The sequence below is a fragment of the Pengzhenrongella phosphoraccumulans genome (assembly GCF_045689905.1).
Taxonomy (GTDB): Bacteria; Actinomycetota; Actinomycetes; order Actinomycetales; family Cellulomonadaceae; genus Pengzhenrongella; species Pengzhenrongella phosphoraccumulans.
The window spans coordinates 1,764,437-1,790,522 of the sequence record NZ_CP144210.1; the positions used below are offsets into that span (position 1 = coordinate 1,764,437).

Sequence of the window (26,086 nt, forward strand, 5' to 3'; positions counted from 1 at the left end):
CAGTTCGCTGCGGCGGCCCCGACCGGCCGGGGCAAGCGGTGCGCGCCCGCGTCGCTCTGGCCCTAACGTTGCGTCATGTCCTGGTCCGAATGGCTCAGCCTGATCGCCCTGGTGCTCGCGGGCGGGGCACTCGTGCTCTCCCTGTCGGCCCGCCGCGCCGCAGGTGGACAGGCGGCCCGGCGCTTGATCGCCACATTCGCGCCGGCTCCCGCCGAGGTGCAGCCGCTGGCCCCCGCGCCGACGCGCGGCGACCTGGTCGCGTTCGTCGCGAACCCGACCAAGCCGGGCGCGAGCGAGCTGCGCGACGCCGCCATCCAGGCGTGCGCGGCGCGGTTCATGCCCGAGCCGCTCTGGTTCGAGACGACGGTCGCCGACCCGGGGGTCGGCCAGGCTCGCAAGGCGATCGAGCTGGGCGCCGTCGCGGTGATCGCTGTCGGCGGTGACGGCACCGTGCGCGCGGTCGCCGAGGCCCTCGCGGGCAGCGGGGTACCCATGGGGCTGATCCCCCAGGGCACCGGCAACCTGCTCGCCCGGAACCTGGACCTGCCGCTCACCGACATGCCCGAGCTCTTGCGCCTCGCGCTGACCGCTCCGGGTCGACCGATCGACGTCGGCTGGCTGCGCGTGGCTCGCGCGGTGCCCGACGATCCCCACGCTGCGCCGTTTCGCGAGCTGCACGAGCACATCTTCCTGGTCATCGCGGGTCTCGGCTTCGACGGCGCGATGGTGGCCGACACCGACGAGGAGCTCAAGGCGCGCATCGGCTGGATCGCCTACTTCCTCGCCGGGGCGCGCCACCTGCACGGTCGTCGGCCGAAGCTGCGGATCACGCTCGACGACAAGCCGGTCGTCGCACGCCGGGTGCGGAGCCTGCTGGTCGGCAACTGCGGGCGCCTCCCGGGCGGGATCACGCTGCTGCCCGACGCCGTGCTCGACGACGGCTGGCTCGACATCGCCGCCATCGACACCCGCGGCGGCCTCGCGGGCTGGGCCCAGCTGCTCGGGGAGGTCGGGCTGCAGGGCGTCGGCCTGCGCAACGACCTGCGCGGCAAGATCGGCCGCATCGACCACGCCAGGGCGCGCACGGTGCACGTCGTCGCCGACCGTCCCGAAGCGGTCCAGGTGGACGGCGACGTCCTGGGCCGAGCCCTGGAGATCACGGCGCGCGTCGATCCCGGCGCCCTGGTGATCCGCGCCTGAACCCTGCGGCGAGACGTCCGGTCAGGTCGAGGGGCGCAGGGTCGCGAGCCAGGTTCGGGCGGCGATGAAATCGGCGTCGGCCGTGCCGGGGGTGACCGCCGTGACCGCACCGTCGGCGCGTGGGTACGAGCCGAGGAAGCGCACGTACGGGCACACGCGGTGCAGCCCGATCAGGGCCTCGGACACCCGCTCGTCGGCGAGATGGCCCTCGGCGTCGATCGAGAAGGAGTACCGACCCAGCCGGTCCCCGAGCGGTCGCGACTCGATCCGCGACAGGTTGACGCCCCGCGCCGCGAACTGCTCGAGCATCGCGAGCAGCGCGCCGGACTCGTTGCTCGCCAGGTGCACAACGAGCGAGGTCTTGTCCGCCCCTGTCGGCGCCGGCAGCTTCCCCGGCAGACCGACGACGACGAACCGGGTGACCGCTGACTCGTTGTCCGCGACGTGGTCGGCCAGCACCTCGAGCCCGTACAGATCGGCGCTCAACGGCGAGACCAGCGCGGCGTCGAACCCCGGGTCGTGGCCCGGCGCGGTGTCGGCGAGCAGGGCGCCGGCGGCCGCCGTCGACGTCGCGGGGACGTGCACCGCGGCGGGCAGGTTGGCGTTGAACCAGCCCCGGCACTGCGCCCACGCGTGCGGGTGGGTGGACACGCGGGTGACGTCCGCGAGCACCGTGCCGGCCCGGGCGGCCAGCACGAACGAGACCGGCACGACCACCTCGCGCAGCAGCACGAGCGCGTCGCCGGTGGCCAAGGTGTCCAGGGTCGCGGTCACCCCGCCCTCGACCGAGTTCTCGATCGGCACGACGGCGTAGTCCGCCCGACCGGTGCGCACGGCCTCGAGCGCGGAGATGACGTCGACCAGGGGCACGTACTCGGCCTCGTCCGGTCGGGCGAACTGGCGCAGCGCGGCCTCGGTGAACGTGCCCGCCGGGCCGAGGTAGGCGTAGCGCGGCAGGCGGGTCGGACCGGCCATCGGCAGGGCTCCTTCGGCGGGGTGGTTCACGGGCGCGGAGCCGAGCCTAGCGGCGTCGGGCATCGACCACGGCAGCCGGGTACGCGCCGCCCGTAGGCTGGGTGGATGCCCGCTCCTGCCCGCCTTGCCCGCGCCTTCTCCGCTGCCGCGGTGCTGACGGTCGGAGCACTGGCCGTGTTCGGCGGGACCTCGACCGCTGCGGCGGCGGGCCCGACGCCCGCTCCCTCGGACGCAGCGACGACGTCGACGACGGCCGAACCGGCCACGAACCCGGTCGTCCTCATCGGCGCGACCGGTCTGCGCTGGGAGGACGTCGGCGCGCTGACGACCCCCGCGCTGTGGGACCTCTCGCGCGCTGGATCCGTCGGGACGGTGGCCGTGCGCAGCCTGCGCTCGTTCGCCTGCCCCGCCGACGGTTGGCTGGCCGTGTCGGCCGGCGCTCGCGCCGGCGACCTGGAAGGCGCGACGTTCGGCGAGTGCCGTCGGCTGCGGGAACCCGCCACGGACGGGCTCGTGCCCGGCTGGGCCGACTACCTCCAGAAGGCCGCCCAGGACAGCTACGACGCCCAGCCCGGCCTCCTCGGCGACACCCTCGCCCAGGCGGGCGTCGTCGCGACCGGGATCGGCCCCGGCGCCGCCATCGCGCTCTCCGACTCGGACGGCCTGCCCGTCGGCACGCACCTGCGCCGACCGATCGCCCCCGACGCGCTCGCCGACGCGACCGAGGGGGCGCTCGACGACTCCCAGCTGGTGGTGGTCGACGTCGGCACGGTCCGCGACCCAGGCCAGCTCACCGTGGACCGGCCGGCGTCCGGGATCGATCTCAACGGGGACGGCCAGCCGGACCCCGGGGTGACCCCGGTCCCCGAACCCGGGGAGGTGCCCGACGGCGACCTCACGGCGCCGGACGCCGTGACCGAACCCACGCGGGCCGAGCAGGTCCGCACGATCGACGAGCGGATCCGTGCCGTGCTCGAGGCCGTCGAGGCGACGGGGCGGGACACCACCGTGCTGGTCGCCTCGCTCGCCGACTCCGGACGCCAGCCGCACCTGCAGCTCGCCGCCGCCGCGGGACCGAGCGCGGTGCCCGGGGGTGCGAGCTACACGCAGACCCTGCTCGAGTCGCGCTCGACCCGGCAGCCCGGTTTCCTGATGCCGACCGACATCGCCCCCACGGTGATCTCGGCGCTCGGGATCCGCGACGAGGTCCTGCCCGGGGCGCTGGTCGGGTCGCCCGTCGTGGCCGTTCCGGGGCCACCGCTCGCGAGCCAGCGCGTCGCGGCGATGATCGACCAGGACCGGCACGCCCTGGCGGTCCGGCCCCTCGTCGGCCCGTTCTTCACGCTCCTCATCGTCATCAACCTCGTCCTGTACGCGCTGGTGACCCTGGGGCTGAACGGCGTCGTGCTCGCCCGCCTCAGCAGCGGGCTGAACCGCGCGCTCCCCGGCCGGGTCGGGCGCGCCGTCGCGAACACGATGACGAGCCAGCCGAGCATGGTGCTCGGGGCGTTGCGCGTAGCCGGGGTCGCGGTCGCGTCCATCCCCGTGGCGACATTCCTCGCCAACCTCACGCCGTGGTGGCGCGTCCAGCCGCCGTCGTACGCGCTCAGCGCCCTGATCCTCGGGTGGGTCGCGGTCATCACCACGCTCGCGCTGCTGCCGCGGTGGAAGTCGTGGCTGCTGGGCCCGCTCGGGGTCGTCGCGGCGATCACCGCGACCGTCATCGCGGTGGACATCGCCACCGGCGCCCGGCTGCAGATCTCGGCCCTGATGGGCGTCCAGCCGCTCGTGGGGGCGCGGTTCTACGGGTTCAACAACCAGGCGTTCGCGCTCTTCGCTGCCTCGTCCATCCTGCTCGCCGTCGCGATCGCCAACCCGCTCGTCCGACGGGGCCAACGTGGCCGGGCGGCCGCGGTGGTCGCCGTCATCGGCCTGGTGGCGACGGCGCTCGACGGCCTGCCCGGCCTCGGCGCCGACTTCGGCGGTCCGCCCGCGCTCGTCCCGGCGTTCGCGGTGCTCGCACTGCTCGCCGCGGGTATCCGGGTCGGGTGGGGCAAGGCGATCGGGGTGCTGGGCGCGGGAGCCGCCGTCGTCATCAGCTTCGCGATCATCGACTGGCTGCGACCCGCCGACTCCCAGACCCACCTCGGACGCTTCGTGCAGACCGTGCTCGACGGCGGAATCCTGCCCGTCATCACCCGCAAGGCGTCCGCGAACTTCGAGATCCTGTTCGGCAGCGCGCTGACCCTGCTGGCGCTCGGCGGCCTCGCGCTCGTGGTGCTGGTGCTCGGGCGGCCCCTGCGGGCCATCGCGAACGCGCCCGACGGCGGTCCGTTCGGCTGGCTCTCGGCCGGCGCCCCGCTGACCCAGCTCGGCACGGACGCCCCCATGCTGCGCCCGGGCCTGATCGCCCTCGCGACCGCCCTCGGCATCGGCTTCGCCCTGAACGACTCGGGCATCGTCATCCCCGCGGTCGGCATCGCGGTGATCGTCCCCCTGCTGGTCGCAGCGTGCGCGGCCTGGATGCTGAGCGTCCGCCCCCGACCCCGCTGAACCTCCACCCGCACTGCTTCGACGCACGTGGGCGTGAGCCGGTCGTGGTCAGGCGGCGCGACCGATGGCCCGGAGGGTGGCTGAGCGGAGGTCGTCGGGCTCGATGCCGGTTTCAGCCAGGATCGCGTTGATGTCGGTGTCGTCGCACCGGAGCAGCCCGAGCAGAAGGTGCTCGCTGCCGATGTTCCCGGCCTTGAGCCAGACTGCTTCACGCAAGGCCAGCTGGAGCGTCTTCTTGGCAGTGCGGGACATCCCTACCCGGCCGCGGCGCGGCTCGCTTCTCGGCACGGACTGCGGACCGAACGAAGCCTCCAGACGCTCGAGCACGACGTCGAGGTCGATGCCGAGGGTCCGCAGCGCGTCAGCATCGTCCGCGGTCAGGTCGCCATCCGCTGGGGTGCGGCGCCGGACGGCGTCACGCACCAGATCCGTCTCCAGCCCCGCGTCGTGGAGGACCTGGGATGCGGCGCCGGTTTCGGGACTGAGCATGCCCAGCAGCAGGTGCTGGGTGCCGATGGAGTCGTGACCGAGTGCGACGGCCTGCTCTCTCGCGACCACGACGACGGCTCGGGCGCCTTCGCTGAAACGCTCAAACATCTCGACCACCTCTCTTCTTCTCGGACGCTGAATGCTTCTGGTGCGCTGCTTGCTTGGTCACGCCGAGTACTTCGGCGATCTCCTGCCAGGACCACCCCTGGCGGCGGGCGTTCGCGACTTGCGCGGCCTCGAGGGTCTCGGCCAGGCGCCGCAGCGCCGAGGCAGCCTTCAGTCCCACGCGAGGGTCGGCGCCACTTGCTGCTGAAGCCAGGTCAGGTGTCGTGGTCATCCGTCAAGAATAATTGACGACAACGACTTGTCAATAGTCCTTGACGACCTGGATTGTGTTCGTCCCGGACCCCGAACTCGGAGGTTTGCCTCGAACTCGCACACCCTGGTGTGCGAGTTCGAAGGGAATGTCCGAGTTCGCGGGGGTGGGTTTCGCGGGGTGGTCGCGGGGGGAGGTTCGCGGGGGTGGGGTCAGCGGTGGGTGGGGGGGGTGGGGTTGGTCACCTTGGCCCGCACCGCTCCCGCTGCGCCTCGGACGCGGCGGTTCGTCACCGCGAGCATCACGTCGCGGTACTGGGCGGCGCGGTGCAGCTGGCCCTTGAGGTCGGTGCCGGACGGGCGGTGGCGCAGCTCGCACGGGACCTCGACCGCGACAAAGCCCTGCCGCAGCAGGTCGATCGTCATGCCGGTCTCGACCCCCCACCCGCGCGCGAGCGGGGTGGCGGCCTCGAACGCGGCCCGGGTCAGGCAGCGCATCCCGGACAGCGGCTGGGTCGGGGTCCACCCCGTCAGCGAGGTGATCGCCCGACGCGCGGCGCCGACGACGATCCCGCGCCCGCCCGCGCCGACCTGCGGCGGCAGGAGCGCGATCGACACATCGGCGGCCCGCTCCAGAACCGGCGGGACGAGGGGTGCGGTGTTCACCGCGCTGTCGCCCAGGTCACCGTCGATGAACAGCAGGAGCCGCGGCGGGCGGTCCTCGGTGTCGCGCATCGCGACGATCGCGGCGCCCGTCTCCATCGCCGCCGCCTTGCCGCGGTTGTGCGAGTGGCGCACGACGACGGCGCCCGCCTCGCGCGCGACGTGCTGCGTGTTGTCCGCGCTGCCGTCGTCGACCACGAGCACGAGGTCGACGTGGGGGATCGCGCGCGCCGACCGGACCGTCGCCGCGATCCGCCGCGACTCGTCCTTGGCCGGGATGATCACGGCGACCCGCTGCCGGGTGCGTCCCGAGTGGGCGACCTTGTGCGTCGGCGACAAGAGCGAGCCCGCGGTCGCACTGGCGAGCAGCGCGGCCTTGCGACCCTTACGGCTGCGGCTGCCCTTGCCCGACGGCGACTCGGCACTCTCGCCCAGCTCTGTACTCGCGACCGGCTCTGTACTCTCGACGAGCTCTGCGCTCGCAACCGGCTCGACGACCTCGGCCCCGGCGGTGACGCTTCCGGCCGTGTCGACACCGTCGTCGACCGCCCGGTCACGCACCTGGGGATTCCCGTCGGTGGCGTCCTCGTCGGACATCTGCCCAGTCACGCGTTCCACCCTAGCCACGCGCCCTGGATCGGCCACGCCGTCGAGCCCGCGGTCAGCACCCGTCAGCCCCCGTCAGCGCAGCGTGACCTGGCGGGACACGAGTCCCGCCCGGGCCCGGCGCGCGTTCGCGTCGAGCGGGGACGTGTCGGCGAGCGCCGCCTCGAGCCGGGCGAGGAACTCGCGGGCGGGCTCCTCGACGTCGTCCGCCTCGGTGCCGGCGGTCAGGTCCCACACCGGCACGACCACGCCGGTCGAACGGAAGTAGCCGACGAGCTTGCCGCCGGCGATCCCGGACGTCCGCTCGCCCTGCAGGCGGGCGAGCGCGTCGACGAGCTGCTGCTCGTCGTACGGCATCGCCCAGCGCAGGTACTCGCGGTCACGCATCCGGCACCAGTACGCCGAGTCGACACTCGCGAGCTTGCGGGTCGGGATGATCGACTCGTTGGCCTGCTCGAGGGACAGCCGCACCTCGTCGTTGACGTCCGCGTCGGGCGCGAGCCAGAAGTCGAAGCCGTCGTGCACCGTCACGTCGAACGGGTGGGTCAGGTCGAGCACGTCTTGCAGCCGCGGGCCGGGGCCGGGCGCCGTCGCCGTCGCGACGGGGGTGCCGGGCTCGAGCTCCAGCGCCTCGAGCAGGACGGCGGCGACATCGCGGCTCGGGTCACCGAAGCTCGAGCTGGTCTGCAGCGCGACCAGGACGACGCCGTCGGCGCGGTGCAGCGCGGGCCACGCCATGGGCAGCACCGTGGTGATGACGACGTCGCGCGAGCCGTACTCGGCGGTCGTGCGGACGGTGGCGGTCGCCGCGGGGACCACCTCGCGCATCGCGACCCAGTCGGGCTCACCGGGCAGGCCCTCGAACGGGCGCAGCACGAACTCGACGGAAGGTTTTTTGGCCATGCGCGCAGCGTACCGGGGTACCGCGCGAAGCCCCCCTTTACTCAGACGACTTACTCAGACGACGGGCAGGCCCGCGCGGGTCCAGTCGACCATGCCGCCGTCGAGGTTCACCGCGTCGAAGCCGGCGCCGTTGAGCCACGCGGTCGCCCGGGCGGACCGACCGCCCAGGTGGCACATGATCAGCAACCGGCCGGCGGGCAGCTCGCCCACCCGCGCGATGAGCTCACCGAGCGGGAGATGCACCGCACCCGGCGCGTGCCCTGCGTCCCACTCGTTCTGCTCGCGCACGTCGACCAGCGTCGTCCCGGGCGGGATGGGCGCGGTCGGGTCGAGCTCGCTGACGTTCACGGTGGGGAGGGCGGACAGGGACATGGCGCAAGCCTACGGTGCGGACCGTGCTCCACCCCTGGCGCAGGAGTGAGAGCATCGACGCCATGGACCCGCGCGCCGGTACCCCCGCCCAGCCATCCGACCTCATCGACACGGACGCCGTGATCGGTGCCTACTACGATCGCAGCCCCGATCTGGGCGACGTCGCCCAGCAGGTCGTGTTCGGCACCTCCGGCCACCGCGGCGCGAGCCTCGACGGCGCGTTCAACGAACCGCACATCCTCGCGATCACCGCCGCCATCGTCGAGTACCGCCGGGCGCAGGGCACCGATGGCCCCCTGTTCATCGGCCGCGACACGCACGCGCTGTCTCTGCCGGCCTGGAAGACGGCGCTCGAGGTGCTGGCCGCCGCCGACGTCGAGGTCCACATCGACGCGCGCGACTCCTACACGCCGACGCCGGCCGTCTCCCACGCGATCCTGCTGCACAACGGTGCGGCCACCTCCGCCGGCGTGCGCACCCAGGGTCCCAGCCTTGCGGACGGGATCGTCGTCACCCCGTCGCACAACCCGCCGCGCGACGGCGGTTTCAAGTACAACCCGCCGCACGGCGGTCCGGCGGACTCGGACGCCACCAACTGGATCGCGGCGCGCGCCAACGAGATCCTGCGCACCGGCGTCGGACAGGTTCGGCGTGTGAGCCTCGAGACGGCCCTCGCGGCCGACACGACCCGGCGGCACGACTTCATGGCTGCCTACGTGGACGACCTGCCGAATGTGCTCGACCTCGACGCGATCCGCGCCGCCGGTGTCCGGATCGGCGCCGATCCGCTCGGGGGCGCGTCCGTCGAGTACTGGGCCGCGATCGCCGAGCGGCACGGGCTCGACCTCACGGTGGTCAACCCGCGGGTCGACCCGCGCTGGGAGTTCATGACGCTCGACTGGGACGGCAAGATCCGGATGGACTGCTCGTCGCCGTCGGCCATGGCCTCGCTCGTGCGGATCATGGCGGGCGACGGGACCGGCGGTGGCGCACCGTACGACCTGGCGACCGGCAACGACGCCGACTCCGACCGGCACGGCATCGTCACCCCGGACGCGGGGCTGATGAACCCCAACCACTACCTCGCGGTCGCGATCCAGTACCTGTTCTCCGGCGCGCGCCCGCGCTGGCCGGCGAAGGCAGCGATCGGCAAGACCCTCGTGTCGTCGGCCCTCATCGACCGGGTCGCCGGGTCGCTCGGGCGCACGCTGCTCGAGGTCCCCGTCGGGTTCAAGTGGTTCGTGCCGGGCCTGCTCAACGGCTCGGTCGGGTTCGGTGGCGAGGAGTCCGCCGGCGCCTCCTTCCTGCGCACCGACGGCAGCGTGTGGACCACGGACAAGGACGGCATCCTGCTGGCGCTGCTCGCCGCCGAGATCCAGGCGACGACGGGCCGCTCCGCGTCGCAGCACCACGCGGCCCTCGTCGAGCAGTTCGGCGAGTCCTGGTACGCCCGGGTCGACGCACCGGCGACCCTGGCCGAGAAGGCGACCCTCGGCAAGCTGACCCCCGACCAGGTCCGCTCGACCTCGCTCGCCGGCGAGCCGATCACCGCCAAGCTCACCACGGCACCCGGCAACGGGGCGTCGATCGGCGGCCTCAAGGTCACGACCGAGAACGCCTGGTTCGCCGCGCGTCCGTCGGGCACGGAGAACGTCTACAAGATCTACGCCGAGTCGTTCATCTCGGCCGAGCACCTCGCGCTGGTCCAGGTCGAGGCGAAGGCCGTCGTCTCCGACGCACTGGCCTGACCTGGGCGCACGCAGGTCGGCGGCTCGGGCCAGGGGCCTGAGCCGCTGGCCTGGTCGGGTCGCCGGTCGGGGTCGGCCATGAGGGACACTGTCCGGGTGCAGCGGCCCTACAGCGTCATCCTCCGCACGCCCGGCACGCTCGCGTTCTCAGCCGCCGGCGTGCTCGCGCGGCTCCCGATCTCGATGGTCGGGATCGGGATCGTGCTCATGGTGTCGGCGATCTACGACTCCTACGGGCTAGCCGGGCGGATCTCCGCCGTCTACGTGATCTCCAACGCGGTCTGCGGGCCGCAGCTGGCGCGGTACGTGGACCGGCACGGCCAGGCGCGGATCATGCGGCCGGCGATCGCGATCGCCTGCGTCGGGCTGGCGGCCCTGATCGTCGCCGCGAGCGTCGAGGCGCCGCCGTTCTGGCTCTACGTCACGGCGATCGTCGCGGGGGTGCCGGCCGGCTCGTTCGGTTCGCTCGTGCGGGCCCGCTGGTCGTACGTGCTCGACGACGCCCGCCAGCTGCACACCGCGTACTCGCTCGAGTCCGCTCTCGACGAGGTCGTGTTCGTCGTCGGACCGGTGCTCGCGACCGTGCTCGCGACGTCGGTCGCGCCGTCGGCGGGCCTGATCGTGCCGATCGTCGCGCTGATCGTCGGCGGGTACCTCTTCCTCTCGCTGAGCGGCACCGAACCGCCCGCGCGCGTGCAGCGCGACACCGCAGCTGCGACGACCTCTGACGCAGCGGTTCCCCGCGTCCGCACGCGCAGCGTCCTGCGGTCACCGGGCATGGCCGTGCTGGCCATCGTGTTCGTCGCGATGGGCGGGATCTTCGGGGCTACCGACGTCGCGACGGTCGCGTTCGCGCAGGAGCAGGGCTCGAAGGGGTCCGCGGGGTTCGTCCTTGCCGCGTTCGCGTTCGGGTCGATGCTCTCCGGGCTCGGGTACGGCGCGCGGCACTGGCGGACCCCCCTGTGGCAGCGGTTCGCGATCGGCATGGTCGCGCTCGCGTTCGGCGTCTCGCTGTTCTTCCTGGTCAACAGCATCCCGATGCTCGCCCTGGTCATGTTCCTCACCGGGTTCGCGATCGCGCCCACGCTCATCAACGGCAACGGGCTGGTCCAGCACTTCGTCCCGGCCGACCGGCTCACCGAGGGGCTCACCTGGGTCGGTACGACGCTCGGCGTCGGCGTCTCGCTCGGGTCGTCGATCGCGGGGATGCTCATCGACCGGCAGGGCTCGCACGGCGGCTTCCTGGTCGTCGCGGCGTCCGCCGGCTGCGCCGTCGTGGCGGTCCTGGCCTCGCTCGGCACCCTGCGGGCGGGCGCCGGCCCCGTCACCGTCGAGGGAAGCGACGACGCCGCGCCTTAGAAGCCGTCGAAGTCGCGGATGTGGGCGCGCGCCGCCGTCATGATCTCGCGCATGACCCGCTCGGCCTCGTCGTCCTTGCCGAGCAGGATCGCGTTCGCCACGGTGTCGTGCCCGTCGAGCGACGCCGCCCCGGGCTCGCGCTGTGCCAGCCCCTCGTGGGTGCGACCCACGAGCACCTCGGCGAACACGTCCCGCAGTGCCGAGAACATCTCGTTGCGGCTGGCGCGGAGCACGGCGGTGTGGAAAGAGATGTCGAGCGCCAGGTACTGCTCGCTCGAGTGGGCCTCGTTCGCGGCGCGCATCTGGTCCGCGATCATGACGAGCTCGGTCCGCTCGTCCTCGGTGGCGTTCCGCGCCGCAGCGCCCGCGGCGAGCGGCTCGACGGCGACCCTCAGCTCGTTCAGCGAGCGCAGCTGGTCGGTGCGTCCGGGGCCGCCCAGGCGCCAGCGGATGATCCGCGGATCGAGGAGGTCCCAGTCGTCGATCGGACGCACCACGATCCCCACGCGGCGTCCTGAGGTCACGAGCTGGAGCTGCTCGAGCAGGCGCATGCACTCGCGCGCCACCGTGCGGGAGACACCGAACCGGTGCTGGAGACGCTCGAGCGTCAGCACGTTGCCGGCTTTGAGATCACCGGCGGTGATCTCACGCCCGAGAGTGTCGAGCACGGAGGTATGCAGTCCTTCGGACATCGCCGGCCTCCGCTGTCTCAATTGTGCATTCTGACCCGAATGCATATGGTTCTCGTCGCGCGACGCTACACCGCTTACCGGTGGAGCGCCCGTGAATCGGGACCGAGTCGCGACAGCCCATTGTCCGTTTCACCCGGCCGGATGCGCCTGCCGGGTGAGGTCAGTGGCGCCCGGCACCGTCCTCGCGCGAGTCGACGACGTACTCGACCGTGCCCGCCAGCTTCTCCTTGAGCGCCGACCCCTCGGTCTTCGCGAACTCCGCCACGCGCTCCTTGAGCGCCGAGCCCTCCGTCTTGGCGAACTCCGTCGCCTTCGTGCTCAGGTCGTTGACCTGGGCCTGAACCCGAGGGTCCGCCCACGCCTCCTGGGTCCACTCCTTGGCCCTGTCCAGCTGCTCTCGTCCCTTGCGGGTCCCCAGGAGGTACCCCAGACCGGCCCCGATGATGAACGCTGCCTTCGACTGCATGCTCGACCCCTCCTCGCTGCGCGGGATCCCCCGCCCTGCGAGCGAGCGTAGGGCCCTATCGCAGTCGCCGGTGCTCGGCGGACCGACGTGCGAATTCGCGCGCGAAGTAGATCCCGACGACGACGGCGACCAGCACCGCGGTCGCGAAGACCTGGGGGCGGGCGCCGTCGTCCGTGAGCATGAGACCGACGAGCGCGACCAGCAGGCCCAGGGTGAGCCAGCTCAGGTACGGGAAGCACCACATCCGGACGGTGAGGAGCCCCTCGGCCTCGAGCCGGCGGCGCAGCCGCAGCTGGGAGATCGCGATGACGATCCAGATGACGATGAGGGACGAGCCCACGGCGTTGAGCAGGAGCCCGAGCAGCTGCTCCGGGAGCAGCCAGTTCAGCAGCACGCTGATCAGCGCGAACACGACCGAGACGAGCACCGCCGCGATCGGTACGTCATGCCGGGAGACCCGCAGGAGCCCGCGCGGTCCGTCACCACGCTGCGCGAGTGAGAAGGCCATCCGCGAGGTGCCGTAGACGTTGGCGTTGAACGCCGACATGAGAGCCACGACGACGACGACCTCCATCATCAGGGCGAGCCCCGGGATGCCGGCGAGCTCGAGGACGGCCACGAACGGCCCCGCGAGCAGCGCGGGCGAGTTCCACGGCAGCACGAACACCATGATCGCGACCGAGCCGACGTAGAACAGCAGGATCCGCCACACGACGCTGCGGGCGGCAGCGGCGATGCTGCGCTGCGGATCGTCGGACTCGGCGGCGGCGATCGTGACGATCTCGATGCCGCCGAACGCGAAGACCACGACGAGCAGGCCGGTGGCCACCTGACCGAGGCCGTTCGGGGCGAACCCGCCCTCGCCGAGCAGGTTCGTGAGGCCGACCGGGGTGGTGCCCGGCAGCAGGCCGAAGACGAGCAGCAGGCCGACCACGAGGAAGATCACGATGGCGGCGACCTTGAGCGCGGCGAACCAGAACTCGAACTCTCCGAAGCTGCGCACCCCGACGAGGTTGACCACGGCGAAGAATCCGATCAGCGCGAGGGCCACGACCCACTGCGGCACGCCGGGCGCCCACCCGTGGATGAGGGCGGACGCGCCGGTGAGCTCGACCCCGAGCACCATGATCAGCGTGAACCAGTAGACCCAGCCGAGGGTGAACCCGGCCCAGCGGCCGATCCCCTCCTCCGCGTAGGTCGAGAACGACCCGCTCGACGGCAGGGCGGCGGCCATCTCGGCGAGCATCCGCATGACGAGCGCCACGAGGACGCCGGCGAGCACGTAGGAGACCAGGATCGCCGGTCCGGCTGTGCGGATGCCGATCCCGGTGGCGAGGAAGAGGCCCGCCCCGATCGCGGACCCGAGGCCCATCATGGTGAGGTGGCGGACCTTGAGTCCGGTCCCGAGCTGCTCGGTTTCGTTGCCTGGCACGCGGCGAGGGTACCGACCGGATCCCGGTGCCCGATTGGACGCCTTCCCAGCACACTCCCAGACTGGGGCCGTAAACTCGTCGGCGTCCGTCGCCGTGCGCGCTGAGCCAGTGCCGCGCACCGACCGCCGACGGGACGCCACGACGATGAAGGGCCCGATCTTGCGCCGACTTACTCGTACGACGACGGTGGCCTCTGTGGCCGCGCTCCTGCTGCTCGCCGGGTGCTCCGGCGGGTCCGGTGACACCGCGACGCCGTCAGCCACCCCCAGCGCCAGCGCCGCCGCGAACACCGTCCCGGAGCCGACCGCCGCCGACATCGCGGCCCTCGAGGCCGTCACGGTCGAGGGCGCGCCGAACGCGGAGCCGAAGGTCACCTTCACGCCCCCGTTCACGGTCACGGCCCCGGTCGCACGCGTCACCTCGCCCGGCACGGGCGAGGACATCGCCGACGGTCAGATCCTGTCGATGAACTACATCGCGGTGGCCGGCGCGGACGGCACGACCCAGAGCACGACCTACGGCGCGGAGCCCGACCACATCACGATGGGCGACCCGTCGCTCATCCCCGCGCTCACCAAGGCCCTCGAGGGTCAGAAGGTCGGCGTGCGGGTCCTGCTCGCGAGCCCGGGCGAGAAGGACACGGCGCTCCTGGCCATCGAGGTCACCGAGGCCAAGACGATCCCGACCCGCGCCGAGGGCGAGGCCGTCACACCGCCGGCCGGTCTCCCGACCGTCAAGCTCGCCGACGACGGCGCGCCGACCATCACCGCAGCCACGGGTGATGCGCCGACCACGCTCGTCGTGCAGCCCCTGATCAAGGGCACCGGCCCGGCCGTCGAGTCCGGCCAGACCGTGACCTTCCAGTACGCCGGCGCACTCTGGGACGGCACGCCGTTCGACTCCTCGTGGAAGAACGGCGCGCCGTTCACCACGACGATCGGCACCGGAAAGGTCATCAAGGGATGGGACCAGGGCCTCGTCGGGCAGACCGTCGGCAGCCAGGTCCTGCTCGTGGTCCCGCCGGACCTGGGGTACGGCGACACCGCCCAGGGCTCGATCCCCGCGAAGTCCACCCTGGTCTTCGTCGTGGACATCCTCGACGCCAACTGAGCACTGCTGCACTGCTGCAGGACCGCACTGAGCACGTCTGAACTGAGCACGACCGCGTCACCCGAGAGCGACGTCCCGCCCCACGCACGACAATGGGCTCGGGACGTCGCTCTCGGCGTCTGACTGACTCGGCAGGCGAGGGGCGGCAGCGTGGACGTCGGGGTATTCGTCGGACTGGCCACGCTCGACGTGGTCCACCGGGTCACGCACCTGCCCGGCGCGAACGAGAAGGTCACCGCACTGCGCCAGGACGTGGCCGCCGGCGGGCCGGCGGCCAATGCGGCCGTCGTCTTCGCGGCGCTCGGCGGGCATGCCCGGCTCGTGACGGCGCTCGGCACCGACCCGGTCGCCCTGCTGATCCGGGCCGAGCTCGAGTCGCGGGGCGTCGAGGTCATCGACGTCACCCCCACGGCCACGACGCCGCCCGCCGTCTCCGCCGTCGCGATCACCGACGCCACCGGCGACCGCGCCGTGACCTCGATCGATGCGACCGCGCACGACGTCGCGGCACCGGGTGACCTGGCCCAGCACCTCGCGGGAGCGCAGGTCGTGCTGCTCGACGGGCACCACCCGCGGCTGGCGGTCGCCGCGGCTGGGGCGGCTCGTGTCGCTCCGGGGCAGCCTCTGGTCGTGCTCGACGCCGGGCGCTGGCGGCCGGTCATGGCGGACCTGCTCGACCTGGTCGACGTCGCCATCTGTTCGGCCGAATTCCGTGTCCCGGGCACCGCCGATCCCGAGGCGAGCGCCGTCGCGCTGCTCGAGCGCGGGGTGGGAAGCGTCGCCACCACCCACGGCGCCGCGCCCGTGCAGTGGTGGCAGCCGACGTCGTCGGGCCGGACCACCACCGGGACCGTCGCGGTGCCGAGCGTCCGGGTCGTGGACACGCTCGGGGCGGGCGATGCGTTCCATGGCGCGTTCGCCTGGTTCGTCGTGCAACGCCCGCTCGACCCGGACGGGGCGGATGTGCGCCGCGCGCTCGATTCCGCCGCGCGCGTCGCCACGCTGCGGTGCACGGTCGCTGGCCCACGAGACTGGCTCGAGGCCCTCACGTCACCCGCGACCGCCCGATGACGGGGCTGCGGTCCGCGAGCGGGCGGGATCCGGAGCCGGTGATCCTCGAGTGCACGCTGGATGACCTGGTCGACCGTGCCCGGGCGCTGGCGATCCCCGGCGAACGGCACCTCCTCGGGCTCACGGGCGCACCCGGCGCCGGCAAGTCGACCGTCGCCGAGCAGCTGGTCGAACGGCTGGAACCGGGAGCCGCGGTGCTCGTGGCGATGGACGGCTTCCACCTCGCGGGCACGGTGCTCGAGCGGCTGGGGCGCCGCGACCGCAAGGGCGCGCCCGACACGTTCGACGACGCCGGCTACGCGGCCCTGCTGCGTCGCCTGCACGACGCCGACCCGGACCAGACCGTCTACGCGCCCGAGTTCCGGCGCGGGATCTCCGAGCCGATCGGGTCGGCGATCGCCGTGCCGCCCGAGGTCCCGCTCGTGATCACCGAGGGCAACTACCTCCTCCTCGAGACCGGCGCGTGGCCGCGAGCGCGCGCCCTGCTCGACGCCGTCTGGTACCTCGCGCCGGGGGACGGCCTGCGCCGCGAACGACTCGTGCGGCGGCACGAGACCTTCGGGAAGTCACCGCAGCAGGCTCGTGACTGGGCGCTGGGCACCGACGAGCGCAACGCCGAGCTCATCGCCGCGACGGCCGGGCGCGCCGACCTGGTGATCCGGCTGAGCTGAGCCTGCCTGTGCTGAGCCTGCCTGTGCTGAGGTCCGGCGGCGGTCCTGGCCGTCCCCGAGTGTTACCACTGGGTAACGATTTGCCCCACATCGGGAGAAAGCCCGCTTCGATTCACCCGTTTGCGCGTGACTTAGGACACACTGACCCGGGTCAAAGGTGCGCATGACTCGACTCACGTCGGTCTCGGCGGCCGCATGCATCGCAGAAGTGGAGAACCGTGAAAACACCCCGGAAATCCGTGGCGCTCATCGCCGCTGCCACCGTCGCCTTCTCGCTCCTCACCATCCAGGGCGCGGCGACCGCATCGTCGGACTCCCCGACCTTCGTCGTGCTCGCGGATGACGCCGCCTCGGTCGACGGCGCCATCGCGTCCGTCGAGGCCGCCGGCGGCCAGGTCGAGCGCGTCAACCGGGCCATCGGGCTCATCACCGTCTCGGCACCCGACGAGTCCTTCGTCGCCGCCGTGGCGAGCAAGACCGACGTCGCTGGTGTCGCGAGGGACACCCCGATCGGCTCGGTGCCGAACGACGCGGCCCAGCACCGGGACGCCGTCGAGCAGGAAGGGCGCGACCAGGCGAACGCGAAGAAGGGTTCGCACGACAAGCCCGTCGCGGCCGAGCCCCTCGCGAGCTACCAGTGGGACATGCGCATGATCGGCGCGACGCCGCAGGGGTCCTACAAGGAGCAGCCGGGGAGCAAGGACGTCCTCGTCGGCATCATCGACACCGGGATCGACGGCAGCCACCCGGACATCGCGCCGAACTTCAACCGGACGCTGAGCCGCAACTTCACGCATGACATCCCCCTCATCGACGGGCCGTGCGCGGACGAGCCGGACCAGTCGTGCGAGGACGCCGCCGACGTCGACGAGGACGGTCACGGCACGCACGTCGCCGGCACGATCGCGTCGCCGATCAACGGCCTCGGCATGGCCGGGGTTGCGCCGAACGTCTCGCTGGTCAACCTGCGGGCCGGCCAGGACTCGGGCTACTTCTTCCTCGGTGCGACGGTCGACGCGCTCACCTACGCCGGTGACAACGGCATCGACGTCGTGAACATGAGCTTCTACATCGACCCGTGGCTCTACAACTGCCGCAGCAACGCCGCGGACACCCCTGCGGAGCAGCAGGAGCAGGCCACGATCATCGACGCGACGCAGCGGGCTCTCGACTACGCGCGCAAGCGCGGCGTCACGCTCATCGCGGCCCTCGGGAACGAGAACACCGACCTCGGCGCCGCCCTGAAGACCGACGGGACGAGCCCGGACTTCCCCCCGGGCACGGAGAAGGTCCGCACGGTGACCAACGACTGCCTCGACATGCCCACCGAGGCCAAGGGCGTCATCGCGGTCTCGTCGGTCGGCCCGAGCGGCAAGAAGTCGGACTTCTCCAACTACGGTCTCGAGCAGAACGACGTCGCCGCACCTGGCGGCTTCTACCGGGACTTCGCAGGCACGCCGCAGAGCCGGCAGCCGGAGAACCTGATCCTCGGGCCGTACCCGAAGAACGTCGCGCTGGCCAACGGGGACGTCGACGCGACGACCGGTGAGTCGCTCTCGCCGTTCGTGATCGCCGAGTGCTCGGCGACAGGCATCGACAACTGCGCCTACTACCAGCTGATCCAGGGCACCTCGATGGCGGCGCCGCACGCCGTCGGAGTCGCGGCGCTCATCGTCAGCGAGGAGGGTCGGCGCGACTGGCGCAAGGGTGGCCTCACGATGGATCCGGCGAAGGTCGAGCAGGTCCTGCGCAGGTCAGCGACGGACGTCGCCTGCCCGGCACCGGTCATCACGTACACCGCCGAGGGACGCAGCTCCGCGTATGACGCCGCGTGCATCGGCAACGCGAAGCGCAACTCGATCTACGGCGACGGCATCATCAACGCCAAACGGGCCGTCGACTGACCCCGGCAGATGATTCAACCTTCGCGAAGGTGCTCGCCTTACTAGCATGACGAGCAGTGACACCTCCGACGAGGGAGACCCGATGGACACGGCACCGACGCCCAGGATCCGAAACGTTGCTCTGGTGGGCCACAGCGGCAGCGGCAAGACGACTCTCGCCGAGGCGCTCTTGGTCCGCGCGGGGGGATCCCCCGCGCGGGCCGGGTCGAGGACGGCACCACCGCGAGCGATTTCGAGGCCGAGGAGATCAAGCACGGCATCTCGCTCTCGCTCGCGGTGCTGCCGTTCACCTGGACGGCGTCAGACGGTGAGGTCTACAAGGTCAACCTCATCGACACCCCCGGATACGCCGACTTCGCGGGCGGGGTGGACGCTGCCCTGTCGGTCGCGGACCTCGCCGTGCTCGTCGTCAGCGCCGTCGACGGCGTCGAGGTCGGGACCGAGCAGGTGTGGGCGCAGTGCGCGGGCGCGGGCATCCCGCGGATGGTCTTCGTCACCAAGGAAGACAAGGCACGCGCCGACTTCCACCGGGTCCTCGACGACCTGCGCAGCTCGTTCGGGACCGGTTTCGCCCCCCTCGAGCTGCCGCTCGGCGAGGAGGACGCGTTCCGCGGGGTTGCCGATGTGCTCTCCGAACGCGGCCTGGCCTACGACGCCGACGGCGACCACCACACCGAGAAGATCCCGACCGCGGTCGCGGACGAAGAACGCCGCCTGCACGACGAACTCGCCGAAGAGATCGTCTCCGGCGATGACGACCAGCTCGAGCGCTACCTGGCCGGCGACGTGCCGAGCGTCGCCGAGCTCGAGCGCACCCTGGCGCGCGAGGTCCTCGACTCGAGCGTGTTTCCTGTCCTGGTCGGTTCCGCGGCCACGGGGGTCGGCATCGACCGCCTCGCCGACTTCCTGTGCGAGATCGGGCCGTCGCCCGCCGATCGCCCGACGACGGTCGTCATGGGCTCCGAGTCGATCGCCGTGCCGGCCGACGCCGCCGCCGACCCGCTCGCGTACGTGTTCCGGACCGTCGTGGACCCGTTCGTCGGCCAGGTCTCGTTGTTCAAGGTGCTCTCCGGCACCATCGCCAACGAGGACCGGCTCGTGAACACCTCGACCAAGACGGAGGAGCGCCTGCACGGGCTGTTCCACCTGCGCGGCAAAGACCACCTGGCGGTGGACCGCGTCGTGGCCGGCGACATCGGCGCGGTCGCGAAACTCGCGGCGAGCCCGACCGGTACGGCGCTCGCGCGCCGGACCACCCCCGTGCACATCGTCGGCCCCGTCCCGCGCCCGACGCCCTACGCCCTCGCGCTCAAGCCGCTCACCCAGGCCGACGACGACAAGCTCTCCGGCGCGCTGCAGCGCTTGTGCGGGGAGGATCCGTCGCTCGTCGTCGAGCGGTCGGGTCAGTACGCGCAGACCGTGCTGCGCGGTGTCGGCGACACGCACGTCGCCGTCGCGCTCGAGCGGCTCGCGCGCAAGTTCGGCGTGAACGTCGAGACGGAGCCGATCAAGATCCCGTTCCGGGAGACGATCGCGCGTTCGGCCGACGTCGAGGGCAAGATCAAGAAGCAGTCGGGCGGGCACGGGCAGTACGCCGTCGCGCAGCTGCGGATCAGTCCCACCGAGCGCGGCGCCGGCAGCGAGTTCGTGGACTCGATCGTCGGTGGATCGATCCCCCGCAACTACATCCCGGCTGTCGAGCGCGGGGTCACCGAGGCCATGGCCGCCGGAGGGCTGCACGGCTTCCCCGTCGTCGACGTGCGCGTCGAGTGCTACGAGGGCAAGTACCACTCGGTCGACTCGTCCGACATGGCCTTCCGCAACGCGGCGGCCCACGGGCTGCGCGAGGCGCTCAAGCAGGCCGGCACTGTGGTGCTCGAGCCGATCTCGCGGCTCACCGTGACGGTGCCCGCCGAGCTCCAGGGCGACGTGCTGGGCGACTTGTCGACCCGCCGCGGCCGCATCAGCAGCACCACCGTGCTCGACGACGGCCGCCAGGCGATCGTCGCCATGGTCCCCGAGGCGGAGCTGACGCGGTACGTGCTCGACCTGCGGTCCCTGACGGGCGGGCGCGGCTCGTTCGAGGCCGTGCACGACCACTACGACATCCTCCCGGAGCCCCTCGTCGCGAAGGTCACCAGGCTGTCGTCGAACGGTCAGCCGCAAACGGCCAGCCACTAGCCGCAACCACCGCACGCCGACCGCGCCCCGAACGAGGGGCGAAATGCCCAGGCCGCGACGACAAGCGCCACTATCGTCAAGGACGCAGGTCATCCCGACGGCAGGAGAGTGCGACCGTGTCCACGAGCCCGTCCGGATCGAGCGGCATGTCCGGCCTCCGGCTCCTGATCTCGCTCGACGCGCCGGACGATCTCGTGTCGGAGGGCGCGGTGCTGGCCGTCTCCCTACGTCTCACCGAGACCGACGACGTCGTCGTGATCGTCGAGCAGGCGACCGTTGAACTGGTCCGGACCCTCACGTACGCCTACCGGCGGGGCAACGCGTACGGGTCGATGAACACCGGGATCGAGCGGGTCGAGACGGTCGAGGACCGATCCCCGTTGGACGGGATCGGCGGGCTCATCCCGGGCGAGATCCTCGAACGCGAGGTCAAGCTCACGATCCCGACGCAGGGCCCCGGGACGACGGCCGGGAGGATCATCCAGGTGCAGTGGTCCGTCCGCGCGCGCATCCAGGTGCCGGGCCGTCCGGACACGATCGTCGAGCGGGCCATCACGGTGCGCTCACGCGCGCTGCAGTGCGCGGCCGACGCCACGACCCCGCCGCAGGAGGCCGCCCGCCGCGGCGTCACCATGTCGTTCGAGGGGCTGTCCGCCCGCACGATCCTGCCCGGGATCCCGCTCACGGGGATCCTGCACATCGAAGCGACGCGCCCCGTCCCGGCTCGCATGGTGCGGATCGAGCTGGTGGTCCGCGAGGTCGTCGAGCACGGGCCCGGAGCCTCGGGGGATCCCGACCGCAGCCCGACGGACGACGGCACGGAGAGCCAGACGGTGATCGCCCGCACGGTCGTCTCCTGCCGGATGTTCTCCCCGGGTCAGCGGCTGGACGTGCCATTCTCCCTCGAGGTTCCGGTACCGCTGCCCGCGCCGTCGATGCAGCTGCCCGGCTTCCGGATCCGCTGGGAGCTGCGGGGAGTCATCGACCTGCCCCTGTGGCTGGACCCGCGGATCACGCTGGGGCTCGTCGGAGCGACAGCCTCGTCCTGGTAGTCACCGGGGCTGCGCTGCCGGTGATCCGGTCAGCGGTTGACGGGACTCATGTCGACATACCGGTCGCCGACGACGGCGCTCGGCGGAACCGCTGATCTCAGCGCGGCGAGGTCCTTCTCCGTCAGGCGCACGCCGATCGCGGCGACGTTCTCCTCGAGGAACGACACGCGCTTGGTCCCGGGGATCGGGACGATGTCGTCGCCCTGGGCCAGCACCCACGCGAGCGCAAGCTGCGCCGGCGTGACGCCCTTCGCCTCGGCCAGCGCCCGGACCCTGGCCACGAGCTCGAGGTTCGCCTCGAAGGCGCCCGGCTGGAAGCGCGGGTTGGAGCGGCGGAAGTCATCCGCGGCAAGCTGATCCGGTGAGGCCAGCGTGCCCGTGAGGAGGCCTCGACCGAGCGGGGAGTACGGCACGAGCCCGATGCCCAGCTCACGGAGCACGGGCAGGATCTCGTTCTCGATGTCGCGGGTGAACAGCGAGTACTCGGTCTGCAGGGCGGTGATCGGGTGCACGGCGTGCGCGCGACGGATCGTCGCTGCACTCGCCTCTGACAGCCCGAGGTGACGAACCTTGCCGGCGGCGACCAGCTCACCCATCGCGCCGACGGTCTCCTCGATCGGGACGTCCGGGTCCACCCGGTGCTGGTAGTAGAGGTCGATGTGGTCGATCCCGAGGCGCCGCAGGCTCGCATCCGCGGCCTGGTGCACGTACTCGGGACGACCGTTCACGCCGCGCCGGGCGCCGTCGGCCGGGTTGCGGTCGATGCCGAACTTCGTGGCCACGACGACGTCGTCCCGGCGTCGCCCGATCGCGGTACCGACCAGGCGCTCGTTCGTGAACGGGCCGTACATGTCGGCCGTGTCGAGCAAGGTCACCCCGAGGTCGAGCGCGCGCCGGATCGTCGCGAGCGCATCGACCTCGGCCTGCGAACCGACGGGAGACGTGTGGCCGTAGAAGTCCGACATACCCATGCAGCCGAGGCCGAGGGCCGAGACCAGCAGGGCCGTGCCGTTCGCTGCACTGCCGAGGGTCCGGACGGGAAGGTGCGTGGTGCTCATGGCGCTAGCCTGCTCTTCCGCACGACGTTTTGTGGGGATTTCACAGGACGGGCGACGGTGATCGCCGCGCCTATTCTTAGGACATGGCGAAGTACTTCGACGTCCACCCGCACGACCCCCAGCCGCGGTCCATCGCGCAGGTGGTCGCGATGCTGCGCGACGACGCACTGATCGCCTACCCGACGGACTCGGGCTACGCGCTCGGCTGCCTGATGGACAGCCACACCGGCGCCGATCGGATCCGCGCGATCCGGCACCTCGACGACAAGCACCACTTCACGCTGGTGTGCGCTGACTTCGCCCAGCTCGGCCAGCTCGTGCAGCTGGACAACGTGGCGTTCCGCGCGATCAAGGCATCGACCCCGGGGCCCTACACCTTCATCCTGCCCGCGACGAAGGAGGTGCCCAGGCGGCTCGCCCACGCCAAGAAGAAGACGGTCGGCGTGCGGATCCCGGACCACGTCGTCGTGCAGGCGCTCCTGCGCGAGCTCGGTGAGCCACTGCTCTCGAGCACGCTCCTGCTTCCCGGCGAGGACGCTCCGATGACCCAAGGCTGGCTGATAAAAGACGAGCTCGACCACGTCATCGACGCCGTGATCGACGCCGGGGACACCGGGAACGAGCCGTCGACCGTCGTCGACTGGTCCGACGGCGACCCTGAGGTCGTGCGGGTCGGCGCGGGGGACCCCTCCCGGTTCGAATAGGCAGCCTGCGGCTGACCCCCACGAAGGAGGCGCAGCTCAAGTGACAGATGACGCCGCGTATCCCCTGCGCGCGCACGGCGCCCGAACGGTCGCGGAGCTCGACCGGCTGGTGATCGACTGCCGCGCCTGCCCCCGACTCGTCGCGTGGCGCGAGCAGGTCGCCGAGGTCAGACGCGCCGCCTTCCAGGACGAGACCTACTGGGGCCGCCCCGCACCGGGATTCGGGGATCCCGGCGCGAGCGTCCTCGTCGTCGGGCTCGCACCGGCCGCGCACGGCGCCAACCGCACGGGCCGGATGTTCACTGGCGATCGCAGCGGCGACTTCCTGTTCGCCGCCCTGCACCGCACCGGGTTCGCGTCGCAGTCGACGTCGACCGGCGCCGACGACGGGATGGTGCTCACTGGCCTGCGGCTGACCGCCCCCGTCCGCTGCGCTCCGCCCGAGAACGCCCCCACCCCGCGGAGCGGCAGGCATGCGGACCCTGGCTCGGCCGCGAGCTCGAGCTCGTCGCGCCGCGGGTGGTGGTCGTGCTCGGCGGGTTCGGGTGGCAGGCGATGCTCGCAACCCTCGGCGAGCAGGGATGGCAGATCCCCCGACCACGGCCCCGCTTCGGGCACGGCGTCGAGGTGCGGCTCGACGGGCCGACCGAGCGCCAGCCCGACAACCAGACAGATAGCCAGCTCGACCGCCGGGTCGTGCTGCTCGGCTGCTTCCACGTCAGCCCACACAACACATTCACCGGGCGGCTCACCGAGCCGATGCTCGATGCTGTGCTGCTCCGAGCACGAGAGCTCGCCGGCGCCTGAGCCGCGGACCACGGGCACAACCCACCGAGGAGCAGACCGGCGGTGATGAGGTCAGCGGGGCAGCGGCGCAGCGATTCGGTTCAGCGGTGAGTAGCGCCGCAGCGAGTCGGTTCAGCGGCGGATCACGACGCCGTGGCGGTCGGTGAATTGCCAGCCGTGAGGTGTCCAGGTGATCTCGATGCCGTGGTCGTGGGTGTGGTCGTGGTGGTGCCAGCACAACAACACCCCCGTGGTCGCATCAGTGTCACCGTGATCACGGAACCATTGGATGGAGTGGTGGCATTCGCACATGCGCGGGGGCGCGGTGCAACCCGGGTACTGACAATGTTTGTCACGCGCGATGATCGCGCGACGTAATTGACCGGTAAACGTGCGTTTGGATCGGCCGATATTGATGAGTTGCGAGTCCGGGCTGAACATGAACCGGCTGATCTCCGCATCGCACAACAGTCGGTCCAGCACCGCGCGTGAGACCAGCTGCCCGTCCTCGAACACTGCCGGGCGAAGCACCTCCGCCGCCACCGGCACCGTCCGGTTGAGCAGCCCCTGCTCGTGCAGACCACCTGGTGCCGGTGGCGGGAACAGCAGGGCCGGGTCCACCTGGTCGCAGTCGGTGGGGTGCAGGGACGGGTCGAGCAGGTGGGTCACTCCGGCGCGGGTGGTCATCGCGATCAGGGTCGGGTAGTCCACCAGCACAGAGATGTGCGGACGCACCGACGCGTGCTTGCCGGTCAGGCCCTGGTCCAACGTCAACCGGGCCAGGTCCGACAACGCACCCGCCCGACGCTGCGACGCGGTCCGGTCATCCCCGGCCGCCGGCACGCCCTGCACGGCCTGCAACGCGACCAGCAGTCCTTGGCCGTGCTCAGTGGTCAGGAACCCCGACAGGTGGCACCCACCCGTGGTGGCGGACACGTCGAAGAACTCCCGCTCGGTGGCATCTTTGTATCCCCGCTCGTCCGCTTCCGGGTCCGCCGCGGCCGCCCAGCGGCGGGCGAGCATGCGCAACATGTCCGCGCTGACCTGCGCGGCCTGGTCCAGCAGGAACCGTTCCCCCACCGGCGCGTGCGGGTCGGCCAACACCGCCCGGCGCACGTCGCTGGTCGCGGCGGCCGTGGTCAGGATCTCGGCCTGCTCCACACTGACCCGCCCCTCACCCCCGGTGACGACCGCCGCGGCAGTCAACGGCAGCTCGTCCCGCAACGCGTGAGCCAGGCGCGTCATCCGCTTGGCCTTCGCGTAGGTCAGGTGCGCCCGGCGGGCCAGCCAGGTCGGGAACGTGCGCGCCCCGTTGACGTTCCACGGCACGTCGGACTCCACCACGGGTAGTGCGCGGGTGGCGATGGCCTGCAACCGGTCCGACAGCTCAAACACCCGGTCGAACAACTCCAAGGCCCCGGCCCCGTCCAGATCCCGCGGAGACACGTCTGCCAACGCGTCCACGTGCTCCCGGATCGCCGCCGCTCGATCCGCCAACGACAACGACAACGAGGCTGGCGCCGTGGGCGTGGGTGCGGGCGGCTGCGACGGACCTTCGCCAAGCGACGATGTAGGCGCGGGCGTCGACTGCGGGGATGGCGGCGTCGACGCGGGCCGCTGCGCGACGGCCGGCGGGGTGGGTGCAGCCGGCTGCGACGACGCACGCTCGTCCTCTTCAAAGGTCATCTCACACCCCCACCTCGCCGCTCGTCAGGAATACCCCTGCTGCCTCAGAACCGGTGAACCCTCACCATTTCCGATGCAACCCACACTAA

The 26,086-nt window shown here is 71.8% G+C and carries 22 protein-coding genes and 1 pseudogene; 12 read left to right on the forward strand and 11 right to left on the reverse strand.

Features of this window, described 5'->3' with window-relative positions; translation table 11 throughout:
• Nucleotides 1-75: 75 nt before the first annotated feature.
• Nucleotides 76-1,200 (forward strand): diacylglycerol/lipid kinase family protein, encoded by a 1,125-nt coding sequence (locus tag VTA80_RS08200; protein ID WP_407344898.1) that lies wholly within the window; start codon nt 76-78, stop codon nt 1,198-1,200.
• 21 nt (nt 1,201-1,221) lie between these two features.
• Here the strand turns inward: VTA80_RS08200 and pheA are convergent, their stop codons facing one another.
• On the reverse strand, nt 1,222-2,175 hold the full coding sequence (pheA, locus tag VTA80_RS08205) for a prephenate dehydratase (RefSeq protein ID WP_407344899.1): 954 nt from the start codon (nt 2,173-2,175) through the stop codon (nt 1,222-1,224).
• Nucleotides 2,176-2,280: 105 nt separating this feature from the next.
• Here pheA and VTA80_RS08210 point away from each other — a divergent pair, with 105 nt between their 5' ends.
• The gene (locus tag VTA80_RS08210) at nt 2,281-4,728 is read left to right on the forward strand and encodes a hypothetical protein (protein ID WP_407344900.1); all 2,448 of its coding nucleotides are present in this window, start codon (nt 2,281-2,283) and stop codon (nt 4,726-4,728) included.
• Between the two features lie 48 nt (nt 4,729-4,776).
• Here the strand turns inward: VTA80_RS08210 and VTA80_RS08215 are convergent, their stop codons facing one another.
• The 5 genes from VTA80_RS08215 to VTA80_RS08235 form a co-directional block, all read right to left on the reverse strand.
• Nucleotides 4,777-5,325, reverse strand: a complete 549-nt coding sequence (locus VTA80_RS08215) for a Clp protease N-terminal domain-containing protein (RefSeq protein ID WP_407344901.1) — start codon at nt 5,323-5,325, stop codon at nt 4,777-4,779.
• On the reverse strand, nt 5,318-5,554 hold the full coding sequence (locus VTA80_RS08220) for a helix-turn-helix domain-containing protein (protein ID WP_407344902.1): 237 nt from the start codon (nt 5,552-5,554) through the stop codon (nt 5,318-5,320). Before VTA80_RS08220 ends, VTA80_RS08215 begins: the two co-directional genes overlap by 8 nt.
• 191 nt (nt 5,555-5,745) lie before the next feature.
• Nucleotides 5,746-6,534, reverse strand: a complete 789-nt coding sequence (locus tag VTA80_RS08225) for a glycosyltransferase family 2 protein (RefSeq protein ID WP_407345728.1) — start codon at nt 6,532-6,534, stop codon at nt 5,746-5,748.
• A gap of 342 nt (nt 6,535-6,876) precedes the next feature.
• Nucleotides 6,877-7,704, reverse strand: coding sequence for a DUF5926 family protein (locus VTA80_RS08230; protein ID WP_407344903.1), 828 nt, complete (start codon nt 7,702-7,704; stop codon nt 6,877-6,879).
• A gap of 54 nt (nt 7,705-7,758) precedes the next feature.
• Nucleotides 7,759-8,076: a rhodanese-like domain-containing protein gene (locus VTA80_RS08235; protein ID WP_407344904.1), complete on the reverse strand. Its 318-nt coding sequence runs from the start codon at nt 8,074-8,076 to the stop codon at nt 7,759-7,761.
• Nucleotides 8,077-8,138: 62 nt separating this feature from the next.
• On the opposite strand from VTA80_RS08235, the gene pgm reads away from it, so the two are divergent.
• Both pgm and VTA80_RS08245 read left to right on the forward strand, forming a co-directional pair.
• On the forward strand, nt 8,139-9,824 hold the full coding sequence (pgm, locus tag VTA80_RS08240) for a phosphoglucomutase (alpha-D-glucose-1,6-bisphosphate-dependent) (RefSeq protein ID WP_407345730.1): 1,686 nt from the start codon (nt 8,139-8,141) through the stop codon (nt 9,822-9,824).
• A 78-nt stretch (nt 9,825-9,902) separates the two neighbouring features.
• Nucleotides 9,903-11,183 (forward strand): MFS transporter, encoded by a 1,281-nt coding sequence (locus VTA80_RS08245; protein ID WP_407344905.1) that lies wholly within the window; start codon nt 9,903-9,905, stop codon nt 11,181-11,183.
• Here the strand turns inward: VTA80_RS08245 and VTA80_RS08250 are convergent.
• From VTA80_RS08250 to VTA80_RS08260, 3 genes are all read right to left on the reverse strand, one after another.
• Nucleotides 11,180-11,875 carry a FadR/GntR family transcriptional regulator gene (locus VTA80_RS08250; protein WP_407344906.1) on the reverse strand — a complete coding sequence of 232 codons (696 nt, stop codon included), beginning with the start codon at nt 11,873-11,875 and terminating at the stop codon, nt 11,180-11,182. The two genes, VTA80_RS08245 and VTA80_RS08250, sit on opposite strands and share 4 nt — an antisense overlap.
• Before the next feature lie 160 nt (nt 11,876-12,035).
• Nucleotides 12,036-12,341 (reverse strand): hypothetical protein, encoded by a 306-nt coding sequence (locus VTA80_RS08255; RefSeq protein ID WP_407344907.1) that lies wholly within the window; start codon nt 12,339-12,341, stop codon nt 12,036-12,038.
• 55 nt (nt 12,342-12,396) lie between these two features.
• Nucleotides 12,397-13,773 carry an amino acid permease gene (locus tag VTA80_RS08260; RefSeq protein ID WP_407344908.1) on the reverse strand — a complete coding sequence of 459 codons (1,377 nt, stop codon included), beginning with the start codon at nt 13,771-13,773 and terminating at the stop codon, nt 12,397-12,399.
• 145 nt (nt 13,774-13,918) lie between these two features.
• On the opposite strand from VTA80_RS08260, the gene VTA80_RS08265 reads away from it, so the two are divergent.
• The 6 genes from VTA80_RS08265 (at nt 13,919) to VTA80_RS08290 (ending at nt 21,763) form a co-directional block, all read left to right on the forward strand.
• Nucleotides 13,919-14,884: an FKBP-type peptidyl-prolyl cis-trans isomerase gene (locus VTA80_RS08265; RefSeq protein WP_407344909.1), complete on the forward strand. Its 966-nt coding sequence runs from the start codon at nt 13,919-13,921 to the stop codon at nt 14,882-14,884.
• A gap of 150 nt (nt 14,885-15,034) precedes the next feature.
• The gene (locus VTA80_RS08270; protein ID WP_407344910.1) at nt 15,035-15,955 is read left to right on the forward strand and encodes a PfkB family carbohydrate kinase; all 921 of its coding nucleotides are present in this window, start codon (nt 15,035-15,037) and stop codon (nt 15,953-15,955) included.
• Nucleotides 15,952-16,626, forward strand: coding sequence for a nucleoside/nucleotide kinase family protein (locus tag VTA80_RS08275; RefSeq protein ID WP_407344911.1), 675 nt, complete (start codon nt 15,952-15,954; stop codon nt 16,624-16,626). Before VTA80_RS08270 ends, VTA80_RS08275 begins: the two co-directional genes overlap by 4 nt.
• Nucleotides 16,627-16,844: 218 nt before the next feature.
• Entirely contained in the window at nt 16,845-18,530 is a 1,686-nt protein-coding gene (locus tag VTA80_RS08280) for a S8 family peptidase (protein WP_407344912.1), read from the forward strand.
• A 186-nt stretch (nt 18,531-18,716) separates the two neighbouring features.
• Nucleotides 18,717-20,711, forward strand: a complete 1,995-nt coding sequence (locus VTA80_RS08285) for an elongation factor G (RefSeq protein ID WP_407345731.1) — start codon at nt 18,717-18,719, stop codon at nt 20,709-20,711.
• Nucleotides 20,712-20,827: 116 nt separating this feature from the next.
• Nucleotides 20,828-21,763, forward strand: a complete 936-nt coding sequence (locus VTA80_RS08290; protein ID WP_407344913.1) for a hypothetical protein — start codon at nt 20,828-20,830, stop codon at nt 21,761-21,763.
• Nucleotides 21,764-21,792: 29 nt separating this feature from the next.
• Here the strand turns inward: VTA80_RS08290 and VTA80_RS08295 are convergent, their stop codons facing one another.
• Nucleotides 21,793-22,821, reverse strand: coding sequence for an aldo/keto reductase (locus VTA80_RS08295; protein ID WP_407344914.1), 1,029 nt, complete (start codon nt 22,819-22,821; stop codon nt 21,793-21,795).
• A gap of 83 nt (nt 22,822-22,904) precedes the next feature.
• On the opposite strand from VTA80_RS08295, the gene VTA80_RS08300 reads away from it, so the two are divergent.
• Together VTA80_RS08300 and VTA80_RS08305 are read left to right on the forward strand one after the other, a co-directional pair.
• On the forward strand, nt 22,905-23,525 hold the full coding sequence (locus VTA80_RS08300; protein WP_407344915.1) for an L-threonylcarbamoyladenylate synthase: 621 nt from the start codon (nt 22,905-22,907) through the stop codon (nt 23,523-23,525).
• Nucleotides 23,526-23,634: 109 nt separating this feature from the next.
• Nucleotides 23,635-24,332: pseudogene (locus tag VTA80_RS08305) on the forward strand (uracil-DNA glycosylase).
• Nucleotides 24,333-24,443: 111 nt separating this feature from the next.
• Here VTA80_RS08305 and VTA80_RS08310 read toward each other — a convergent pair.
• Complete coding sequence (locus VTA80_RS08310; protein ID WP_407344916.1) at nt 24,444-25,997, reverse strand: DUF222 domain-containing protein; 1,554 nt, start codon at nt 25,995-25,997, stop codon at nt 24,444-24,446.
• Between the last annotated feature and the right edge of the window lie 89 nt (nt 25,998-26,086).

Coding starts and splice junctions, on each gene's coding strand:
- VTA80_RS08200 (WP_407344898.1), top strand. CDS start 76: ATGTCCTGGTCCGAATGGCTCAGCCTGATCGCCCTGGTGCTCGCGGGC.
- pheA (WP_407344899.1), bottom strand. CDS start 2,175: ATGGCCGGTCCGACCCGCCTGCCGCGCTACGCCTACCTCGGCCCGGCG.
- VTA80_RS08210 (WP_407344900.1), top strand. CDS start 2,281: ATGCCCGCTCCTGCCCGCCTTGCCCGCGCCTTCTCCGCTGCCGCGGTG.
- VTA80_RS08215 (WP_407344901.1), bottom strand. CDS start 5,325: ATGTTTGAGCGTTTCAGCGAAGGCGCCCGAGCCGTCGTCGTGGTCGCG.
- VTA80_RS08220 (WP_407344902.1), bottom strand. CDS start 5,554: ATGACCACGACACCTGACCTGGCTTCAGCAGCAAGTGGCGCCGACCCT.
- VTA80_RS08230 (WP_407344903.1), bottom strand. CDS start 7,704: ATGGCCAAAAAACCTTCCGTCGAGTTCGTGCTGCGCCCGTTCGAGGGC.
- VTA80_RS08235 (WP_407344904.1), bottom strand. CDS start 8,076: ATGTCCCTGTCCGCCCTCCCCACCGTGAACGTCAGCGAGCTCGACCCG.
- pgm (WP_407345730.1), top strand. CDS start 8,139: ATGGACCCGCGCGCCGGTACCCCCGCCCAGCCATCCGACCTCATCGAC.
- VTA80_RS08245 (WP_407344905.1), top strand. CDS start 9,903: ATGAGGGACACTGTCCGGGTGCAGCGGCCCTACAGCGTCATCCTCCGC.
- VTA80_RS08250 (WP_407344906.1), bottom strand. CDS start 11,875: ATGTCCGAAGGACTGCATACCTCCGTGCTCGACACTCTCGGGCGTGAG.
- VTA80_RS08255 (WP_407344907.1), bottom strand. CDS start 12,341: ATGCAGTCGAAGGCAGCGTTCATCATCGGGGCCGGTCTGGGGTACCTC.
- VTA80_RS08265 (WP_407344909.1), top strand. CDS start 13,919: ATGAAGGGCCCGATCTTGCGCCGACTTACTCGTACGACGACGGTGGCC.
- VTA80_RS08275 (WP_407344911.1), top strand. CDS start 15,952: ATGACGGGGCTGCGGTCCGCGAGCGGGCGGGATCCGGAGCCGGTGATC.
- VTA80_RS08295 (WP_407344914.1), bottom strand. CDS start 22,821: ATGAGCACCACGCACCTTCCCGTCCGGACCCTCGGCAGTGCAGCGAAC.
- VTA80_RS08300 (WP_407344915.1), top strand. CDS start 22,905: ATGGCGAAGTACTTCGACGTCCACCCGCACGACCCCCAGCCGCGGTCC.
- VTA80_RS08310 (WP_407344916.1), bottom strand. CDS start 25,997: ATGACCTTTGAAGAGGACGAGCGTGCGTCGTCGCAGCCGGCTGCACCC.